Origin of the sequence: Sphingopyxis sp. H050 (assembly GCF_001468265.1) — a bacterium.
GTDB lineage: Bacteria > Pseudomonadota > Alphaproteobacteria > Sphingomonadales > Sphingomonadaceae > Sphingopyxis.
The window spans coordinates 378,959-395,734 of sequence record NZ_LNRZ01000001.1 but is presented as its reverse complement, the minus strand read 5'-3'; the positions used below and the strand labels follow the sequence as shown (position 1 = coordinate 395,734).

The 16,776-nt window shown below is 66.2% G+C and carries 7 protein-coding genes; 3 read left to right on the top strand and 4 right to left on the bottom strand.

What is annotated here, in order from left to right; translation table 11 throughout:
* Positions 1–29 precede the first annotated feature (29 nt).
* The 3 genes from ATE67_RS01755 (at position 30) to ATE67_RS01745 (ending at position 10,386) form a co-directional block, all read left to right on the top strand.
* Complete coding sequence (locus ATE67_RS01755) at positions 30–7,679, top strand: hypothetical protein (RefSeq protein ID WP_058814967.1); 7,650 nt, start codon at positions 30–32, stop codon at positions 7,677–7,679.
* Positions 7,680–7,815: 136 nt separating this feature from the next.
* Positions 7,816–9,330: a cysteine--tRNA ligase gene (gene cysS, locus ATE67_RS01750; RefSeq protein WP_058815222.1), complete on the top strand. Its 1,515-nt coding sequence runs from the start codon at positions 7,816–7,818 to the stop codon at positions 9,328–9,330.
* A 111-nt stretch (positions 9,331–9,441) separates the two neighbouring features.
* A complete protein-coding gene (locus ATE67_RS01745; RefSeq protein WP_058814966.1) occupies positions 9,442–10,386 on the top strand; it encodes a D-2-hydroxyacid dehydrogenase in 945 nt (314 codons plus the stop codon).
* Here ATE67_RS01745 and ATE67_RS01740 read toward each other — a convergent pair.
* From ATE67_RS01740 to ATE67_RS01725, 4 genes are read right to left on the bottom strand one after another with little or no spacing between them, the layout of a single operon-like run.
* Positions 10,380–11,231: a metallophosphoesterase gene (locus ATE67_RS01740; RefSeq protein WP_058814965.1), complete on the bottom strand. Its 852-nt coding sequence runs from the start codon at positions 11,229–11,231 to the stop codon at positions 10,380–10,382. The genes ATE67_RS01745 and ATE67_RS01740 overlap by 7 nt on opposite strands.
* 50 nt (positions 11,232–11,281) lie before the next feature.
* A complete protein-coding gene (locus ATE67_RS01735; protein ID WP_058814964.1) occupies positions 11,282–13,219 on the bottom strand; it encodes a cytochrome c3 family protein in 1,938 nt (645 codons plus the stop codon).
* 18 nt (positions 13,220–13,237) lie between these two features.
* The gene (locus ATE67_RS01730) at positions 13,238–14,131 is read right to left on the bottom strand and encodes a hypothetical protein (RefSeq protein ID WP_231728004.1); all 894 of its coding nucleotides are present in this window, start codon (positions 14,129–14,131) and stop codon (positions 13,238–13,240) included.
* On the bottom strand, positions 14,131–16,563 hold the full coding sequence (locus ATE67_RS01725; protein ID WP_058814963.1) for an NAD(P)-binding domain-containing protein: 2,433 nt from the start codon (positions 16,561–16,563) through the stop codon (positions 14,131–14,133). The genes ATE67_RS01730 and ATE67_RS01725 overlap by 1 nt, the downstream gene beginning before the upstream one ends.
* Positions 16,564–16,776 lie beyond the last annotated feature (213 nt).

Genomic DNA, 16,776 nt, shown 5'->3' with positions numbered 1-16,776 from the left:
CCATGACTTTTGCATCGAGGACCCATGCCATGCGTGCCACCGCCACCCCCTCGCCCGTCCGCAACGGCAAGCGGCGCCTGCTAAGCAGCTGCGCAATCGCCGCGGGCATCGCGGCGCTTGCTTATGGCGGGCCGGCTCTGGCGCAGGTCGCGGGATCGGGGACGATCACGTCGCTGCCGGGCGGATCGACATCGAATACCGGGGCGAACCCTTCGACGATCAACGTCAACGGCGCGCAGACGATCATCGATTGGACCCCCTCCAACACACCGGTTGGCGGCGTCATCGATTTCCTGCCTTCCTCCAATAACCTTACCTTCGTCGGCAACGCGCAGAACTACATCGTGCTCAACCGCTTCGCCGGAACCGGGACCAACCAGGTCGGAATCAATGGCACGGTCAACAGCTTCGTCAACGTTCCGGGTATCGGCAACGTGCAGGACGGCAATATCTGGTTCTACAATGCCGGCGGCATCCTGATCGGCAGTTCGGGCGTCTTCAACGTCGGCAGCCTAGTGCTGACGAGCAACAATATCGACACGACAGGCGGCCTTCTCGATCCGTCGACAGGGGCGATCCGTTTCCGCGGCACATCGGGCAGCACCGCGCCGGTCACGATGAACGGCGAGATCAACGCCAGCCGTGCTCTGGGGCAGGCGGGCAGCAGTTATGTCGCGCTCGTCGCACCGCGCGTCACGCAGGCGGGTTCGGTCACCGTCAACGGCTCGGCGGCCTATGTCGCCGCCGAACAGGCCGACATCACCATTCGCACCAGCGGCCTGTTCGACATCAACGTCACGGTTGGCGCCGAGGGCGGCAATGCCCTCACGCACAGCGGCACGACGACCGGACCCGAACAGCAGGCGGCGGGCCTTGCCCAGCGCATCTACATGGTCGCGATCCCGAAGAATGTCGCGGTCGGCATGCTGGTGTCGGGCGACGTCGGCTACACCGATTCGACATCGGCCATCACCAATTCCGACGGATCGGTGGTCCTGTCGGCGGGCTATAACATATCGAACGGCGCGATCACCACGACCCCCGTCAACGCCACCGCGGCGAACCTGACGATCAACGACGCGCTGTTCCGCAGCGACGTCCTTGCGCATGCAAGCGGCGCGTTTGTCGGCCAGCCGCTTTTGACGGTTCCGCCGCTTGGCGGGCCATCGTCGGGTCCGCCGCCATTGCAGATCGGCCGTATCATCATCCAGGGCAGCGGAACCTTCATCGGCGACGCGAGCGCCACGCTGACCGTCAATGCGGGTCGTCAGGTCGGCGCGAGCGGTCCGTTGACCGTGCTGTCCGGCGGCGTCGGCAGTTCGCCGGGCAGCGCGGCGGTCAACGTCAATGGCGGCGCTCTGATCCCGGTCGGCGGCCTGTCGATCCTGGCAAATGGTCATCTCGATAGCGTGACCGGCAATGTGCTTGGTGGCAATGCGTCGCTTTCGATTACCAACGGTGGCATCCTCCAGACGACGAGTTCGGTCCTCGTTTCGGCGACGGGAACGGGCGGCATCTCGGGATCTGGCGCGGGCGGCAACGGCGCCGGCGGCACGGCGAGCATCGCTGTCAGCGGCCTCGGCAGCCAACTCAACGCCGGCGATGTTTCGGTCGACGCCAACGGCTTCGGCGGCGGGCTGACCACCAATCCCTCCGGCGTCACCACGGCCGCAGCCAACGGCGGCAACGGCCAGGGCGGCACGGCGACGGCGACGGTCGACAATGCGGCAAGCGTAACCGTGGGCGGCGGCGTCACCCTGTCCGCAAGCGGATATGGCGAGTTCGGCAGCGCCCTGTCGGGCAATGGAACGGGCGGCACCGCGCGGTTGACGATCAACGGGGCGCGCACGGCCTTCACCTCGCAATTCGCCGCGATTGAGGCGCAAGGCTTTGGCGGCGGATCCTTCTCGCGGTCATCAATCGGCACTTTCCTCTCGCCGATCGGCGGCGACGGCACGGGCGGCGTCGCGGAGTTGCTGATCAATGCCGACACGTCGGCCGCGCTCAGCCTGGGCGCGGTGGGGCTCAACGCCAGCGCGGCCGGCGGCCAGGCGAGCGGCGCGGAGAATGCGGCGGCCGGCGACGGCTTCGGCGGGACGGCGAACCTGACCGTCGATGGCGGGGTATTGCTGGCCTTCAACGACTTTTCTGCCCTTGCAAGAGGCGATGGCGGCAGCGCGTCGAGCCCGACCGGCCTGACGGGCGTGTCGGGCAACGCCCGCGGCGGCGACATCGCGGTCATCATCGACAATGGCTCGGCGCTGACGGTGAACGGCAGCTTCGTCACCGATGCGAGCGGAACGGTGCTGACGTCGGATCTGGTCGGCAACGGCGCGGGCGGCAACATCGACATCACGGCGCTGAACGGCGCGCTGCTCGACGTCAACGCCGTCCTTTATGCCTATACCTTCGGCGGCAGCATCGCCAACGGCTTGCCGGGCAGCGCCGGAACCGGGTCTGGCGGCACGATCGATGTGCTGGCCGACCTCAGCGGCACCGTCAGGGCCGACAATTACTATCTCGATGCACGCGCGTCGGTCGCCAACGTGTCCGGCAACAACGGCATCGCCCAAGGCGGCCAGATCACAATGACGTCGCTCAACGGCGGCGTGCTCGAATCGACGAGCGACGGGCTCGATTTCCTGGGGGTCGACGCGGGCACCGGTTATAGTCAGGGCGGCGCGTCGGCAACGGGCGGCGACATCACGATCTTTGCCAATGAAGGCAGCATTTCGCTGGCAAATCCGTTACTTTCGGCGTCCGGCGTATCGGGCGGCGCGCTCGCCGCGGGGGCGCCGACCCCGACCGGCACGGGCGGCACCATCACCATCCGGACCGGTTTCGATGCGACCAGCGCGCTGACGTTTGGAAGCTTCAGCGCCATCGCGAACGGCAGCACGCAGGCTTTCGTCGAAGGATCCGGCGGCGAAGAATTCATCCCGGCGGGCAATGGCCAGGGCGGCACGATCCTGTTTGAAGCGAATGGCGGCACCGTCACCGCCAACGGCTCGATGACTCTTCGGGCGGACGGATATGGCGGCGTCGGAACAGGCAATATCGGCCGCGGGGGCACCGCCGGCTTCAGCCAGATCGGCGGCGCGGTCACGGTCGGCGACTTGCGGATCAGCGCCGACGGTTACGGCGATGCGATCCAGGGCCTGTCGGGCGATGGCTATGGCGGCAGTGCGTCGGCCGCATTCACCGGCGGCACCTTCACCGGCGGCGACCTTCGCGTTTCGGCGAGCGGCTTTGGCGGCAACGGGTTCAGCGGCGACGATCTGGACCCGTCCAATCCGCGCGCTGCCGGCGACGGCGGCAACGGGGTCGGCGGCAATGCGACGATCACCGTTGGCGGCGACACCGTCATCGATTCCGCCGGTCTCACGGCGACTGCAAATGGCTTCGGCGGCTCCGGCGGCGATTTCTTCAACTATAACGGCGTGACGGGCAACAGCGGCGATGCCGGCAACGGCGCGGGCGGTTTTGCGTCGATCAACCTGACGTCGGGCGAGATCAACGCCGATGCCATCGTCGCCGACGCCGGCGGCACCGGCGGCAATGGCGGCCGGACCTTCCTGCCGTCGAGCAGTTCGGGCCTTGCGACCGGGTTCGGGGTCGGCGGTAACGGCGGCAACGGCGACGGCGGCTCGGCAATGATCGAGATCGCCGGCGCGACGCTCAACATCAGCGAAAGCATCACAAGCTATTCGGGCGCGCGCGGCGGCGATGGCGGGGGCGTCCCCGAATCGAGCAGTTCGGGTACGCCGACCGGCGCCAGCGTCGGCGGCACCGGCGGCAGCGCACGCGGCGGCCTCGCGCAGGTGATCGTCGACAATTATGACGCCGGCACCCTCGCGATCGTGCTCGACACCTCGTCGTTCGGCGGCCGCGGCGGCGACGGTAGCGACGGCGACGGCGGACGCGGCGGCGATGCCTTCGGCGGCACCGCGCGCGTCGAGGCGATCGGCGCGAATGCCCGCGTTATCGTCTCGCAGGCCAATTTCGAAGTCAGCGCGGTCGGCGGCGACGGCGGCGATGCCTTTACCGATTTCTCCTCGCGCCCCACAATCGGCGGCCGCGGCGGCGACGGCGGCTTCGGCACCGGCGGCGAGATCCAGGTCGTCGCGAGCGACGGCGCGATCGTCGGGCTCGGCATCGGCCGCACCGGCGGCGGCGTGTTCAGCAGCATGGGCACCGGCGGCAACGCGGGCCGCGGCGCCGACAATCCGAATTCGGTCACCCTGCCGGGACCCGACGGTATTCTCGGCACAATGGACGATATCGTGCCGCGTGGCGGCGACGGCGGCATCGGCGGCGGCGGCACCGGCGGCACCGTTTTCCTGTTCGGCAACGGCGGCACCATCACCTCGGGCGGCGCTCCGATCGACATCACGGTCAACGGCCTGTCGGGTCTGGGCGGCGATGGCGGCATCGGTTCGGGCGGCACCGGCGGCTGTTGTTCGGCCTATCTCGATTTCGGCGGCCGCGTCCTGTTCGAAACCCGGAACACGGCGGGCGGGGCCGGTCAGATCACGCTGGGCGACACGGTCATCGACGCCAATGGCGGCGGTGCGGGGCGTATCGAGATGCGATCGGTCGGCAATATCACGATGACGAGCCTGACCGCCGAAGCGCTGGGTTTCGCTTTCCCGACCAGCAACAACACCGACGAAGCCAATCAGGGCATTTTCCTCGCTCCCGTCGGCGGAACGATCGGCACCGGGGGCGACCTGACGCTCCGCACCAGCGGCTCGATCGGCGTCTATGCCGCGGGTAGCGGCAGCGTGAACGCCGGCGGAAACATGTCGCTGGAGGCCGGCGATCAGATCGACCTGCGCCATGATGAGCGGGGCGCCGCGAATGCCACCCTGTTTGCCACAGGCGACCTCACGATCACTGCGGGCAACACGCTCAGCGGCGCGGCGGGGACGCTGCTTGCCGCCGACGGTAGGCTGACGCTGGCGAACTCGACGCCGGCCGGCAGCATCGCGGTCGACCGGCTCGACGGCGACGACATCTTCATCACCAGCGACGGCAGCGTCAGCGTCGAGCATGCCGAGGCGGATGGGGATTTCACCGCGACGGGCGCCAGCTTCCGTACCGGACTCAATTCCATCATCACCGGCGGCAACATCAACATCACCTCGCCCGGCGCGGTCGATCTCGGCAATTCGACCGCGGGCGGATCGGTGTTCGTGACCGGCCAGTCGATCGTCTTCAGCAACATCGACGCGGGCTTCTTCGTCGGCCTCAACGCGACGGGCACCACGACCGGCGCCGAGGGCATTCGCGGCGCATCCATCACGTCGGACAACAGCAGCGTCAGCGTCAACGCCAACAGCATCGCGGTCGAGGCGGTCCAGTCCGACGGCTTCCTCAGCGCTGCGGCGAGCGGCGGCAATGTCGCGATCGGCGAAGCGATCGCCCGCACGGGCATCGATATCTTCGCGCAGGGCGATATCACCGGCAGCTATGCGGGCGGCGGCGATGTCTCCCTGCGGGCAGGGAGCGACATCATCGCTTCGGCGAGCGCGATCGGCGAAGGCGGCAGCAGCAGCAGCGGATCGCCGACAGCGGCGAGCGTCTATGCCCAAGCGGGCGGCGACATCGTCCTCACCAACAGCGAGGCGTCGGGCATGTTCGGCGTCGCGGCCGGCGGCGCGATCGACATCGACGGCGCGACGGTCGGCGAGGATATGCTTGTCATCGCGCGAACCAGCGCAACGCTGGCTAACATCACGGTGGGCGACGATTTCGACGTCCGCGCTACCGGTGACATCAACGCGACCAATGTCGCCACGACCGGCGCCGGACCCGATACGCAGTTCCTGCTGTACCTGCCCGAGGGGGGCTTTACGATCACGCAGGGTGAAGGCAGTTCGGCGATCAACGGCGCGGACATCAACATGACGTCGGTGACCGGCACGATAGCCGCGACCGACGTGTCCGCCGACGATGATATGACGCTTGATGCGGCGATCGACATCACCGGCGACGGCGACCTGTTCGCGGGCGGCAATTTGACGCTGACCGCGGGCGGCGCGATCGCGATCCTGGACGCTGAAACGGGGGATGGCGGCGCGATGACGCTGACCGGCGCAGCGGGCGTGACCGCAAGCACCCTGCGCAGCCGCGGCGTCACCACGCTGACTGCCGACAACGGCGACATCGAGATCGGCAGCCTGAGTTCGTCGGGCAACGTCACAGCGAGCGCAGACAGCCTCAACATCGGGACCAGCGGCCCGATCGCGTTTGCAAGCATCGTCACCGACGTCGGCGACGCGACGATCGATTCGAACAACGTCCTGACCATCGACAGCGCGACGGTTGCGCGCACTGCACGCTTCGTCAACAGCGGCGAGCATATGATCATCCGCAGCCTGACCGCCGCGGACGCGCAGATCGACGGCAACGACATGATCACGATGACCAGCGTCAACGTGACCAACAGCATCGACGCCTTTGCGCGCGGGCTGGTTCTGGTCGACGGGGTCGTTACCGCCCGCAACATCGCGATCGGATCGGGCGACATCACGATTGCGCCGGCCGGGCGCGTCGGCACCGCGGGCACGACCGCGGCGCTGTCGCTCGCGAACAGCGATAATGAAAGCCCGACCTACGTCGGCGGCACGGGGTCGCGCAACGGCTACCACATCGACGCGGACGAGCTGACGCGCCTGTTCGGGACCGACATCGAAATCTTCGCGCCCGAGCTCGATATCGTGTCGGGCGGTTCGGTCGGCAGCAGCCTGCCCCCCGACGTGATCGTCGACAGCTTCACGCTCACCGGCGGCGGGCCGAACGCGCAGGGCGTTCCCTCGAATCTCGGCGCCAACGGCTCGTTGACGATCCGCACGCCGGGCAAGATGCGCGTGATCGGCAATGTCCAACTGACCGGCCTCAGCGATACCAACGAATTGAACCTCTTCGCCGATGAGGCGCTGGAGGTGATCCTGGGCCAGGGCACCGTTCGCCTACTCGGCGCGAACAATGCAACCGGCGGCGTGCTGAACATGCGGTCGGAGGACATCATCGTCGCGACCACCGCGGCGATCACCGATGTCGCCAACGCGACGACGGTTACCGCAATCAATACGCGGCTGGGCCAGAACGACGGCGTCGTCCTCGACGAGGGCGCGCTCTTCGCGCGCCGTATTGCCTTCGACGTCATCGGCGGCGTCTATGTCCAGAACAGCGGCGCCGGGACCGACTTCGGCCAGCGGCGCGGACTGACCTTCGGCGCCGGGGGCCTCGATGTCGTGACCGAGGGGCCGTCGCGGATCGTTATCAACGGCGTTCAACTTGGTCCCAACGGCCAAATCACGGGGCTCGACACCATCTCGCAGCTGACGATCGCGGGCAGCCCCTTGTCAAGCCAGCCGACGACAGGCTCGCTGGGCTTCGATCCGCTCTCGACCTTCAACGGCTGTGCGATTGCGAATGTGGCGAGCTGCTCGGTCCGCTTCGACGGGGAAAGCCTGTTCCCGGTGCAGGACGTGATCGAGGATCAGGAAAGCGATGGCGACGGCGACGAGGGCGACGGCACGACGCTGCCCACCGCGCTGATCACGATGCGCGATCTCGACCCGCTTTCGGGTGAGCCGCTGCTGGACGATCCGGTGACGGGCGCGGGCAACGACGATCTGTGGACGCCAGCACCCGACACGCAGCAACCCTGAAACGTCGCCCCCCGCGCACGCGGTGGCCCTTGGCGGCTTCGGCCACCATCGCTGCGTAAAAGGTTCGCGGCCCCCGCCTGTGCGGGGGCGACGTGGGAGTTGACGCATAGCGATAGATCAAGGCATGGGCGCGGACATGACCGACGCCCCTGCCCCCCTGCGGCTGTTCAACAGCCTGACGCGCCAGCTGGAAGAATTCCAGCCCGTCCACCCCGGCGAGGCGCGCGTCTACAGCTGCGGGCCGACGGTCTATAACTATCCCCACATCGGCAATATGCGCGCCTATGTCTTCGCCGACACGCTGGGGCGCACGCTGTCGTTCAAGGGCTACAAGCTCACCCACGTCATCAACATCACCGACGTCGGCCACCTGACCGACGACGCCGATGCGGGCGAGGACAAGCTGGAGAAGGCGGCGGCCGAGAAAGCCCAGTCGATCTGGGACATCGCGCGCCATTATACCGAAGCCTATTGGGCCGACGTAAAGGCGCTCAATATCCGCCAGCCCGCGCACTGGTCGATCGCGACCGACTATGTGCCGCAGATGATCGAGTTCGCCAAAGCGATCGCCGACAGGCATTGTTATGAGCTGGAGAGCGGCCTCTATTTCGACACCACGACGGTCGCCGACTACGGCCGCCTCGCGCGCCACGGCACCGATGAGGGCGAAAGCCGCATCGATCCCGTCGACGGCAAGCGCCACCCGGCGGACTTCGCGATCTGGCGCAAGACCCCCGCGGGCGAAACGCGCCAGATGGAATGGGACAGCCCCTGGGGCAAAGGCGCGCCCGGCTGGCATCTCGAATGCTCGGTGATGTCCGAAGCGCTGCTCGGCTTTCCGTTCGACATCCACACGGGAGGGATCGACCACCGCGAAATCCACCACCCGAACGAGATCGCGCAGAACCAGGCGCACAGCTGCTCCGACGCGAGCGGTGCGCGCATCTGGATGCACAATAATTTCCTGATCGAACGATCGGGCAAGATGAGCAAGAGCGCGGGCGAATTCCTGCGCCTGCAACTGCTGATCGACAAGGGCTACCACCCCCTCGCCTACCGCCTGATGTGCCTGCAGGCGCATTATCGCAGCGAGCTGGAGTTTTCGTGGGAAGGCTTGGGCGCGGCGCTGACGCGGTTGAAGCGGATCGTGATGGGGGTCCAACGATTGAAGACCCAGCACAAGGAAAAGTATGGCGCTGAATGGTCACCTCTACATCCGCCCGGCGAATGGACGCTCCAAAAGTTCAAGAGCGCAATGACGGATGATTTTGCGCAGTCGAACAATCTGCTTCAATTTGACCGAGAAATCTCGAACGACCTCGGTGCCCAAAGCGCCTTGTTGGAAATCGAGTTGGTTCTTGGGCCTGGAGCAGAGAAGCAGTCGGCTTCTGACAGGTTGAATACTCTCGCCGCCATCGACGACGTTCTTGGTCTCTCGATTTGCACCATATCCCGAACTGATCTGCGTGTCCGCCCCAAAGCCGCTAAGATAACCGAAGACGAAATCGAAACATTGCTGGCCAAGCGCAAGGAAGCCCGCGCCATCAAGGACTTCGCAACCTCCGACAAGCTCCGCGACGAACTCGTCGCCGCGGGGGTCGAGGTGATGGACGGCGACCCGCTCGGCTGGGACTGGCGATTGGAGAATTAATCGGCTTCTCTTCCCGTTCGTGTCGAGCGAAGTCGAGACACCCGGAAGGAGTGCGCCGTCGATAGGCATCTCGACTTCGCTCGATGCGAACGGGAATGGGAGAGCAAGATAATGCCAAAAACCGTCACCGTCCTCTCGGGCCTGATCCGTCCGCTCGTCGAAAACCGCCTGCCCGACTGGATCGAACCGCGCTTCTTCGCCTCGAAGGAAGAGGCACTCGAACTCGCACCATCGGCAGAAATCGGCTGGTTCGACATGTACGACAAAAAGGATATGGCCGCGGTCATCACCGCCGCGACGCAGCTGAAATGGCTAAACTCGATCTACGCCGGGGTCGACGGCATGCCGCTCGATCTGCTCGCCGAGCGCGGCACGGTCGTGACCAACGGCGCGGGCATCAACGCAATCACCATCGCCGAATATGTCGTGATGGGTATGCTCACCGTCGCCAAGGGCTACCGCGACGTCGTCCGCGCCCAAGAACGGCGCGAATGGCTGATGGAGTCGCCGGGCAAGATCGAACTCTTCGGCTCGAAAGCGCTCCTCCTCGGCTATGGCGCGATCGGCAAGCTGATCGAGGAGCGGCTGAAGGCGTTCGCGGTCGACGTCACCGTCGTTCGCCGCTCGCCCGGCGCCAACACGCTGACCCCGGACCAATGGCGCGATCGCCTGGGCGATTTCGACTGGGTGATCCTGGCGGTGCCTGCAACGCCCGAAACCGACGGGATGATCGGCGCCGCCGAACTGGCCGCGATGAAACCGACGGCGACGCTCATCAACATCGCGCGCGGCAGCGTCGTCGATCAGGACGCCCTCCTCGTCGCGCTGAACGAGCAGCAGATTGCCGCCGCCTTTCTCGACGTCACGACCCCCGAACCGCTGCCTGCCGACGATCCGCTGTGGTCGCTAGACAACGCGCACATCACCATGCACCTGTCGGGCCGCGCGCAGGACAAGATGTTCGTTCGCTCGGCGGCGCGCTTCCTGGAAAATCTCGATCGCTGGAAAAAGGGCAAGGCCGTGGAGCCGCGGGTGGATTTGACGCTGGGTTACTGACGCGGCCGCTCGGCCTTCAATTCACGCACCAGCGGTTGCAGCCGCTCGTCATATTTGGCGAGCATCGTGTGCGCACCCGCATGGTCGTAGAAGCTGACGAGCTCGCGCCCGTTCCAGCGATGCAGCGCATAGGCCGGGTCTTCGGCGACGATCATCGGCCGGTCGTCGGGGTGGTTCTCGTCGATCGGACGGAGGTCGAGCGAGACTTGCGGCGCGGTCGAGGAGCAGATCGCGACGGTGCGCCCCTCCCACGACACGGTGACGCTGCGATGCAGGTGGCCGCAGATCAGCCCGCGCACCTGCGGGTGGCGCTGGATCACGGCGGTAAAGGCGGCGACCCACGGTTCGTCGGGGTCGGTGTTCATCCACTCGATGCCGCTTTCGACCGGCGGGTGGTGCATGACGATATAGGTCGGCTTGCGCTTGTCCTTCGCCAGCTCGGCATCGAGCCACGCCGACCGCCGTTCGCAAAAGGCGCCGCCATGGCGACCTTCCTCCAGCGTATCGATCGTCACCAGCCGCAGTTCGGGCAGTTCGATCGTATATTGGATGAAGCCATTGCCGTCGTCGAAGCCGGGGAATTGCGCGTGGAAATTGTCGCGCAAATCGTGATTCCCGACGCTCGGCCACACCGGAAAGGGGCAGCGCGAGAAAGCGGTGGACAGGCGGCGGTAGCTGTCGGCGTCGCCGCGATCGGTGATGTCGCCGGTCGCCAGCAACAGGTCGGGGCGGTTCGGCCCCTCGATCAGCACATCGAGGACGTCATCGAGCCGCTTGCGGTTGTATTCCGCCGGATTATCGGGATCGAACCCGATGTGGATGTCGGTGATCTGGGCGATCAGCATCGTCGTTCATTGCCCCTGCTCCGGCCGTCCGGTCCCGGCCGTACCACGTGTCATCCACCCCGCCTAATGGCCCCGAGCGCCGGTGTGCGCCACGTCACATCATAGAGCCCGCGCCCCTGCGGACCTGTGATCATGCTCACACCATAGATAGCGCGCAGAGGTTTATTTGTGATTGCCGCGCTGTTTACCTTTCTTTTGCGGGCCGGCGACCACGGTTTGCCGCCGTCCGAATGATATTCGTGGCACATCGCGCAGGGCGATTCGGTCGCCGTCTCGACCTTCACCAGCCGCGCCCCATTCTCGCCGACATGACAGTCGCGGCATTGGCGCAGGGCGGGCACGAGCAGGTCGGCCGACTGTTTCGATCCCGGCGCCGCGGTGTGGCAGTCGGCGCATTGCGTTTCGCTGTGCGCGTCATGATCGAACCAGCCCTTGGTTAGGAAGCGCGGCGTCTGGTTGACCGCCATCACGCGCCAGCCGTTGCCTCCCTGCGGGGCAAAAATCGTGTGGCAGTCGTAGCAGGCGCCGCCTTTCGAGAAGACGGCGCGCACCGCATCCTCGGCACGGTTCGGGCGCACCGCGACCTCGCGGAAATAGATGTTGTAGACCCGCCCCTCGGCATAGTTGCCGGGGCGGCGGCGCTCCATGCCGCCGAGCTGCAACGGCCGCGACGGCGGGGTCGAGCGGTAATAGGCGGTCAAATCGGCGACGACCTGGTCGGGCTCGCCGTGACGCAGCGTGCGCGTGACGCCGCCGACGGTCTCGAACGCCAGGCTGTGGCACATCGCGCAGTCGCGCTCCATCTCGACCGGCTTCACACGCACGCCGTCGGCCTCGACGCGGTGGCAATTCTCGCACTCGAGCTTGTTCCCGAAATCATAGCGGCCGCGGAAGCTCGCCGCCATCCGCGCGACGCCGCCGGTCGCCTGCAGGTGCAGGTCGTGCGGGAATTTGAGGCCGTCATAGTCGAGCGGCGCGCCCTGGCCCAAGGCCGCGCGCATCGGCTTGGCGCCCGGCGCGGCGCGGACGAGCGGGCGGAATTCGGGGTGGCTGGTGCCGAAATCGGCGGCGTCGGCAAGCAACGTCGGATGCCCCGCGGCCTTCAGGCGACCGGACATCCCGTCGTGGCAGTCGGCGCAGAATTTCTGCGGCGTCGCCGCCATCGGCCCCGCGCCTTCATGCTCGGTATGGCAATCGACGCAGCGGCCCTGCGGCTTGTTGAAGGTCTTGGCGAAGCCCGCCAGCACCTTCTCGCCGATCCCCGGCGGATGCCGCGCGGCAAGCAGCATCGCGGCGGGCGCGTCGGCATGCGCCATGCTCATCGCCTTATGCTCGCCGGTGTGGCAGCCGACGCACGCCTTGTCGGTCACCGCGACGAAGGGCTCGACATGGCACGACTGGCAGTCGTTCTTGAGATTTGCGTGCGCGCTCGACAGCGTTCCGGACAGCCAGGCCGTATCGGCGTGATAGCCGTCGGGCCGCTCGTCGACATTTTTATAGCTGTACCACGCCCAGATCGGCCCTACGAGGAAGGCGAAGAGCATCAGCAGGCCGAACACCCACGCGCCCATGCGCTTGCCGGGCATCACGCCCTGCAACGAAAAGGCCTTGGCCTCGTCGACGTCCTTCGACGATTGCGACAGCTCGTCGATGCGCTCGACGAGCAGGATGATATTGTCACCCTCGCGCGCGATCGTCAGGCGATGGCCGCCAAACCGCAGCTCGGCGCCGGCGGCGCTGTCGATATCGGCGGCATCGACGCTGCGGCCGTTGATGTCGAACCCCAGTCCTTCCTGCGCCTGCACCCGGACATGGCGGCCGTCGGCGCTGCTGATCGTCGCATGGTGCGGATTGACCGCCAGATCGGCGATGTGGATGACATTGCCGCCCTCGCGGCCGAGCGTGATCGTATCGCCCGGCAGCGCTTGGTCGCGGATGATCTGCTTGCCCGTCTTGGTCGTCGAGATACGGCGCAGGATAAAGCTCATGGTCCCCCTCTCCCCGCCCTACCAGTAGAAGAAGACGCTGATGATGTGCGCCGACAGCGCCGCGATCAGCGCGAACGTCAGCGGCACATGCACATAGAGCCAGATTTCGAGCAGCGCCCGGATCTTGAGATGCTGGCGCAGCCGCGCGAGTGCGGCTTCCTTTTGCGACAGCAGCCCGATCACCTTGTCGCGCGCCTCGGCATCGCTGCTGCGCGACATGCCGAGCGTGCGGAGCGCGGCGGCGGTCGCGCAGCGCGGGTAGCGGCCCGACAGGCGCGCGCCGATGCCCCCCGCGAACGGATCTTCGTCGAGCGCGGCGAGCACTGGCGCGGTATCCTCGGGCGTCAACGGCTGCGCGGCGGAATGAAGCTGGCGATCGAAGGCGCGGATCGCCTCGAGCATCTGCATCTGCGTCATTTCGTCGCGGTTGTTCGACAGCGCGGCGGGCAGGGTCGAATAGACGACGACACCATAGAGGCCCGAGAGGATCACGAGCATCATAAGCGCCCAGGCCAGCGTGTGGACGTTCCAGCCGAGCTGGAACCCGGTGTGCCAGGTGCCGATGACGATCAGGCTGAGGCCCAGATAGACATGCGCCGAGGTCCACGCCTTCAGCGACCAGTAATCGCTCGTCATCTTGCGCTTGCGATAGCCGAGCGCGGTCAGCCACAGGATCAGCCCGGCGCCGATCGTGCCGAGCGTATAGCCGTACCAGCTGCCGCCATTGTGCCGCGGGGTGACGTCGACCAGCGCATAGCTGACGATGATCAGCAGGCAGAGCCCGCCGGAAATCTTGGCCCAGCGGAAATTGGCGTAGCGCAGGAAGCCTTCGTGCCGCCGTTCGCGGACGCGCTCGGTCTGGGTCGCCTTGCTGCGACGGCCCAACAGCCTTTTGGGAAACAAGGACGCCATCAGCCCGCGTCCTCCTGCAGGCGCGCGATCGACAGGAATTCTTCGGGCGAAACGCGGATCGCGGCGCCGGTCGGGCAGGCGCGGACGCAGGCGGGGCCGCCGGCGATGCCCTTGCACATGTCGCATTTGACCGCGATCTTCTTGGGCTTCTCCTCACCCAATTTCTTCTTGGTCCATTTGGGCGAGGGTTCGCCGGGTCCGGGGCCGAAACCGGTGAGCAGCCAGCGCAGCAGGCTGGGCTTCTCGGGCGGCGCGGCCTCCATGCGGATCACGCCATAGGGGCAGTTGCGCATGCAGTTGCCGCAGCCGATGCAGCCGGGCTCCATGAACACTTCGCCGTCCGGTCCGCGATGGATCACATTCGGCGGGCAGTCGGCCATGCAGTGCGGATGTTCGCAGTGACGGCAGCTGGTGGGGACGTGCAGGTGCGCGAAGGTCTTGCCCGCTTCACGGTCGAGGCGCGACAGGCCCTCATGGCTGTCCGCGCAGGCCTTTTCGCAATTGTCGCAGCCGACGCACAGATTCTCGTCGATCAGCAGCGCATCGGTCGCCTCGCCGAGGCCTTCCTTCATGATGAAGCCTGCGGTGTCCGAATAGAGATCGACCGCACTCGAATAGCTGGCCTTGCGCGATTCGATGAAATTGTTAATCGCCGCGCGCTCGGCGACGGCGGCCTCGGTCGCGATGCGGACCTGCGGGCGCTTGGCGAGCATCTCCTTGAACTGCTGACCCTTCAGCCGGATGACCTCGCTCGCGACCGCCGCCTTCACCGTCGCATTGCGCTTCTCGCCGCTCAGCACCGCCATTTCGCCGAAAAAGCTGCCGGCTGGCAGGTAGCGGAGAAAGATCGGCTTGCCGCCGATATCCTTCTCGACGACCATCGAGCCCGAGCGGATGACATAGACGTCGTCGCCTTCATCGCCCTCGGCGAGCACGACCTTGCCCGCGGGGACGCGCTCGATCGCCGGGTCCTCGACGATCGGCTGCAGATCCTCGACGGTCAGGCCGCCCTTGAAGATCTGGAGCAGCTGGCGTTCGAGCGAGATGCGGTTGATCACGCGTTTGGCGCCCGGCACCGCCGCCATCAGTTTGAGCGCCGCGGTGCGCGACACCTCGACGAAAATGCTGTCCTCGCCGGCGCGGATCGTCGCGCCGCGCTTGCGGCCCGAGATCAGGCCGACCTCGCCAAAGATCGACCCCTGCTCGATCGGCACCGTCACGCCGCCGCCGATGTCGACGACCGCGCTGCCGTCGGCGATCGCGAAAAGCGACGATCCCGGCTCATCCTTTTCGAACACCACCTCGCCCTTGCGATAGAAGGCGACCTTGGAATCGAGCATGAACTCGCGCATCTGCAGCGGCGACACATCGGCGAAGATGCGGACGCGCTCGCGCAGGAAATCCAGCCATTCGGTCACCGACCGCTGCTGCGGCAGGCCGGCAAAGATCGCCGCAAGGTCCTTTTCGTCGGCGGGGGTCAGCGTCTTGTTGCCGTTGATGAACTCGACGACGTCATAGCCCTGGTTCATGCAATGCTTGATCAGCGGATAGCCCGCGAGCGCGCCGATGACGAAGATGCCGGGCACGGTCGATTCAAAGGTCGGTGACAGCTTCGGAAAGGCTTCGCGATCGGGGCCGGTAAACTCGATCCCCATCGACTCCACAAAACCTCGCGGCGCGACCGAGCCCAGCCGCGCGACGATGACATCGCACTGGATCTTTTCGTCGCCGGTCGGGGTCTCGAGCGTCAGCCAGCCGGGCTCGACCAGCTTCGGCTGGGTCTCGGTGCGGATCGACATGAAGCCGTTTTCGCCCGCCTCCATCATGTCGGAGACATTCTTGGCCTTGGCGCGCGCGAAATCCTTCGATCGGTTGAGGATGGTCACGGTATTTTCGAGCGCTTCCTCGGCGACGCCGAGCGCATTTTCGATCCCCGCGTCACCCGACCCCACGACGGTGATATGCTTGTCCTTGAAATCCTCGGGATCGTCGACGGTGTAGATGATGTGCGGCAGGTCGTTGCCGGGGCAGCGCATGCGGTTGGGATTGCCCTGCGTGCCGATCGCCAGCACGATATTCTCGGCCTTGAACGCGCCCTTCGTGGTCTTGATCTCGAACGCGCCCTGCTGGCCGGTCACCTCGGTGACTTCGGCTTCCTTGACGACATTGACCTTGTTTTTGGCGGCATCCTCGTCCCAGTTGGCGAGGATATATTCGCGCGCGCCCTCGGCAAAGCGGCAGTCGGAGCGAAGATCGAGCCGGTCGGGCGTCGCGAGGACGCGCTTGCCCTTCTGATATTTATAGATGGTGTCGGAAAGGTGATCGGTCTTTTCGAGCAGGACGTGGCTCATGCCCAGCTGCCCCGCGCGCGACGCCGCGCTCAGCCCCGCCGGTCCCGACCCGATGATCGCAACCTTGACCGTCTCGCTCATGCGCCCGCGCTCCCGCAGGAGCGGCCTTGGTCAGTCCTGTTGCTGAAGCACGCGCGCACGGGCATCCTGATCCCCCCAATCGCCCACCCCTGGACGATCATCAAACTGGATGCGACCCGGACTTATGTCCTGGAGGACGAGCTATGCCCTTGAAAGCGGGAAAAGGTCAACCGGCGAGACACCAGATTCCCCCTGCTGCGATACGTTCGCAAT

Bases quoted from the DNA above. Each gene is read 5' to 3' on its own strand.
- ATE67_RS01755 (WP_058814967.1), top strand. From the start codon at position 30: ATGCGTGCCACCGCCACCCCCTCGCCCGTCCGCAACGGCAAGCGGCGC.
- cysS (WP_058815222.1), top strand. From the start codon at position 7,816: ATGACCGACGCCCCTGCCCCCCTGCGGCTGTTCAACAGCCTGACGCGC.
- ATE67_RS01745 (WP_058814966.1), top strand. From the start codon at position 9,442: ATGCCAAAAACCGTCACCGTCCTCTCGGGCCTGATCCGTCCGCTCGTC.
- ATE67_RS01740 (WP_058814965.1), bottom strand. From the start codon at position 11,231: ATGCTGATCGCCCAGATCACCGACATCCACATCGGGTTCGATCCCGAT.
- ATE67_RS01735 (WP_058814964.1), bottom strand. From the start codon at position 13,219: ATGAGCTTTATCCTGCGCCGTATCTCGACGACCAAGACGGGCAAGCAG.
- ATE67_RS01730 (WP_231728004.1), bottom strand. From the start codon at position 14,131: ATGGCGTCCTTGTTTCCCAAAAGGCTGTTGGGCCGTCGCAGCAAGGCG.
- ATE67_RS01725 (WP_058814963.1), bottom strand. From the start codon at position 16,563: ATGAGCGAGACGGTCAAGGTTGCGATCATCGGGTCGGGACCGGCGGGG.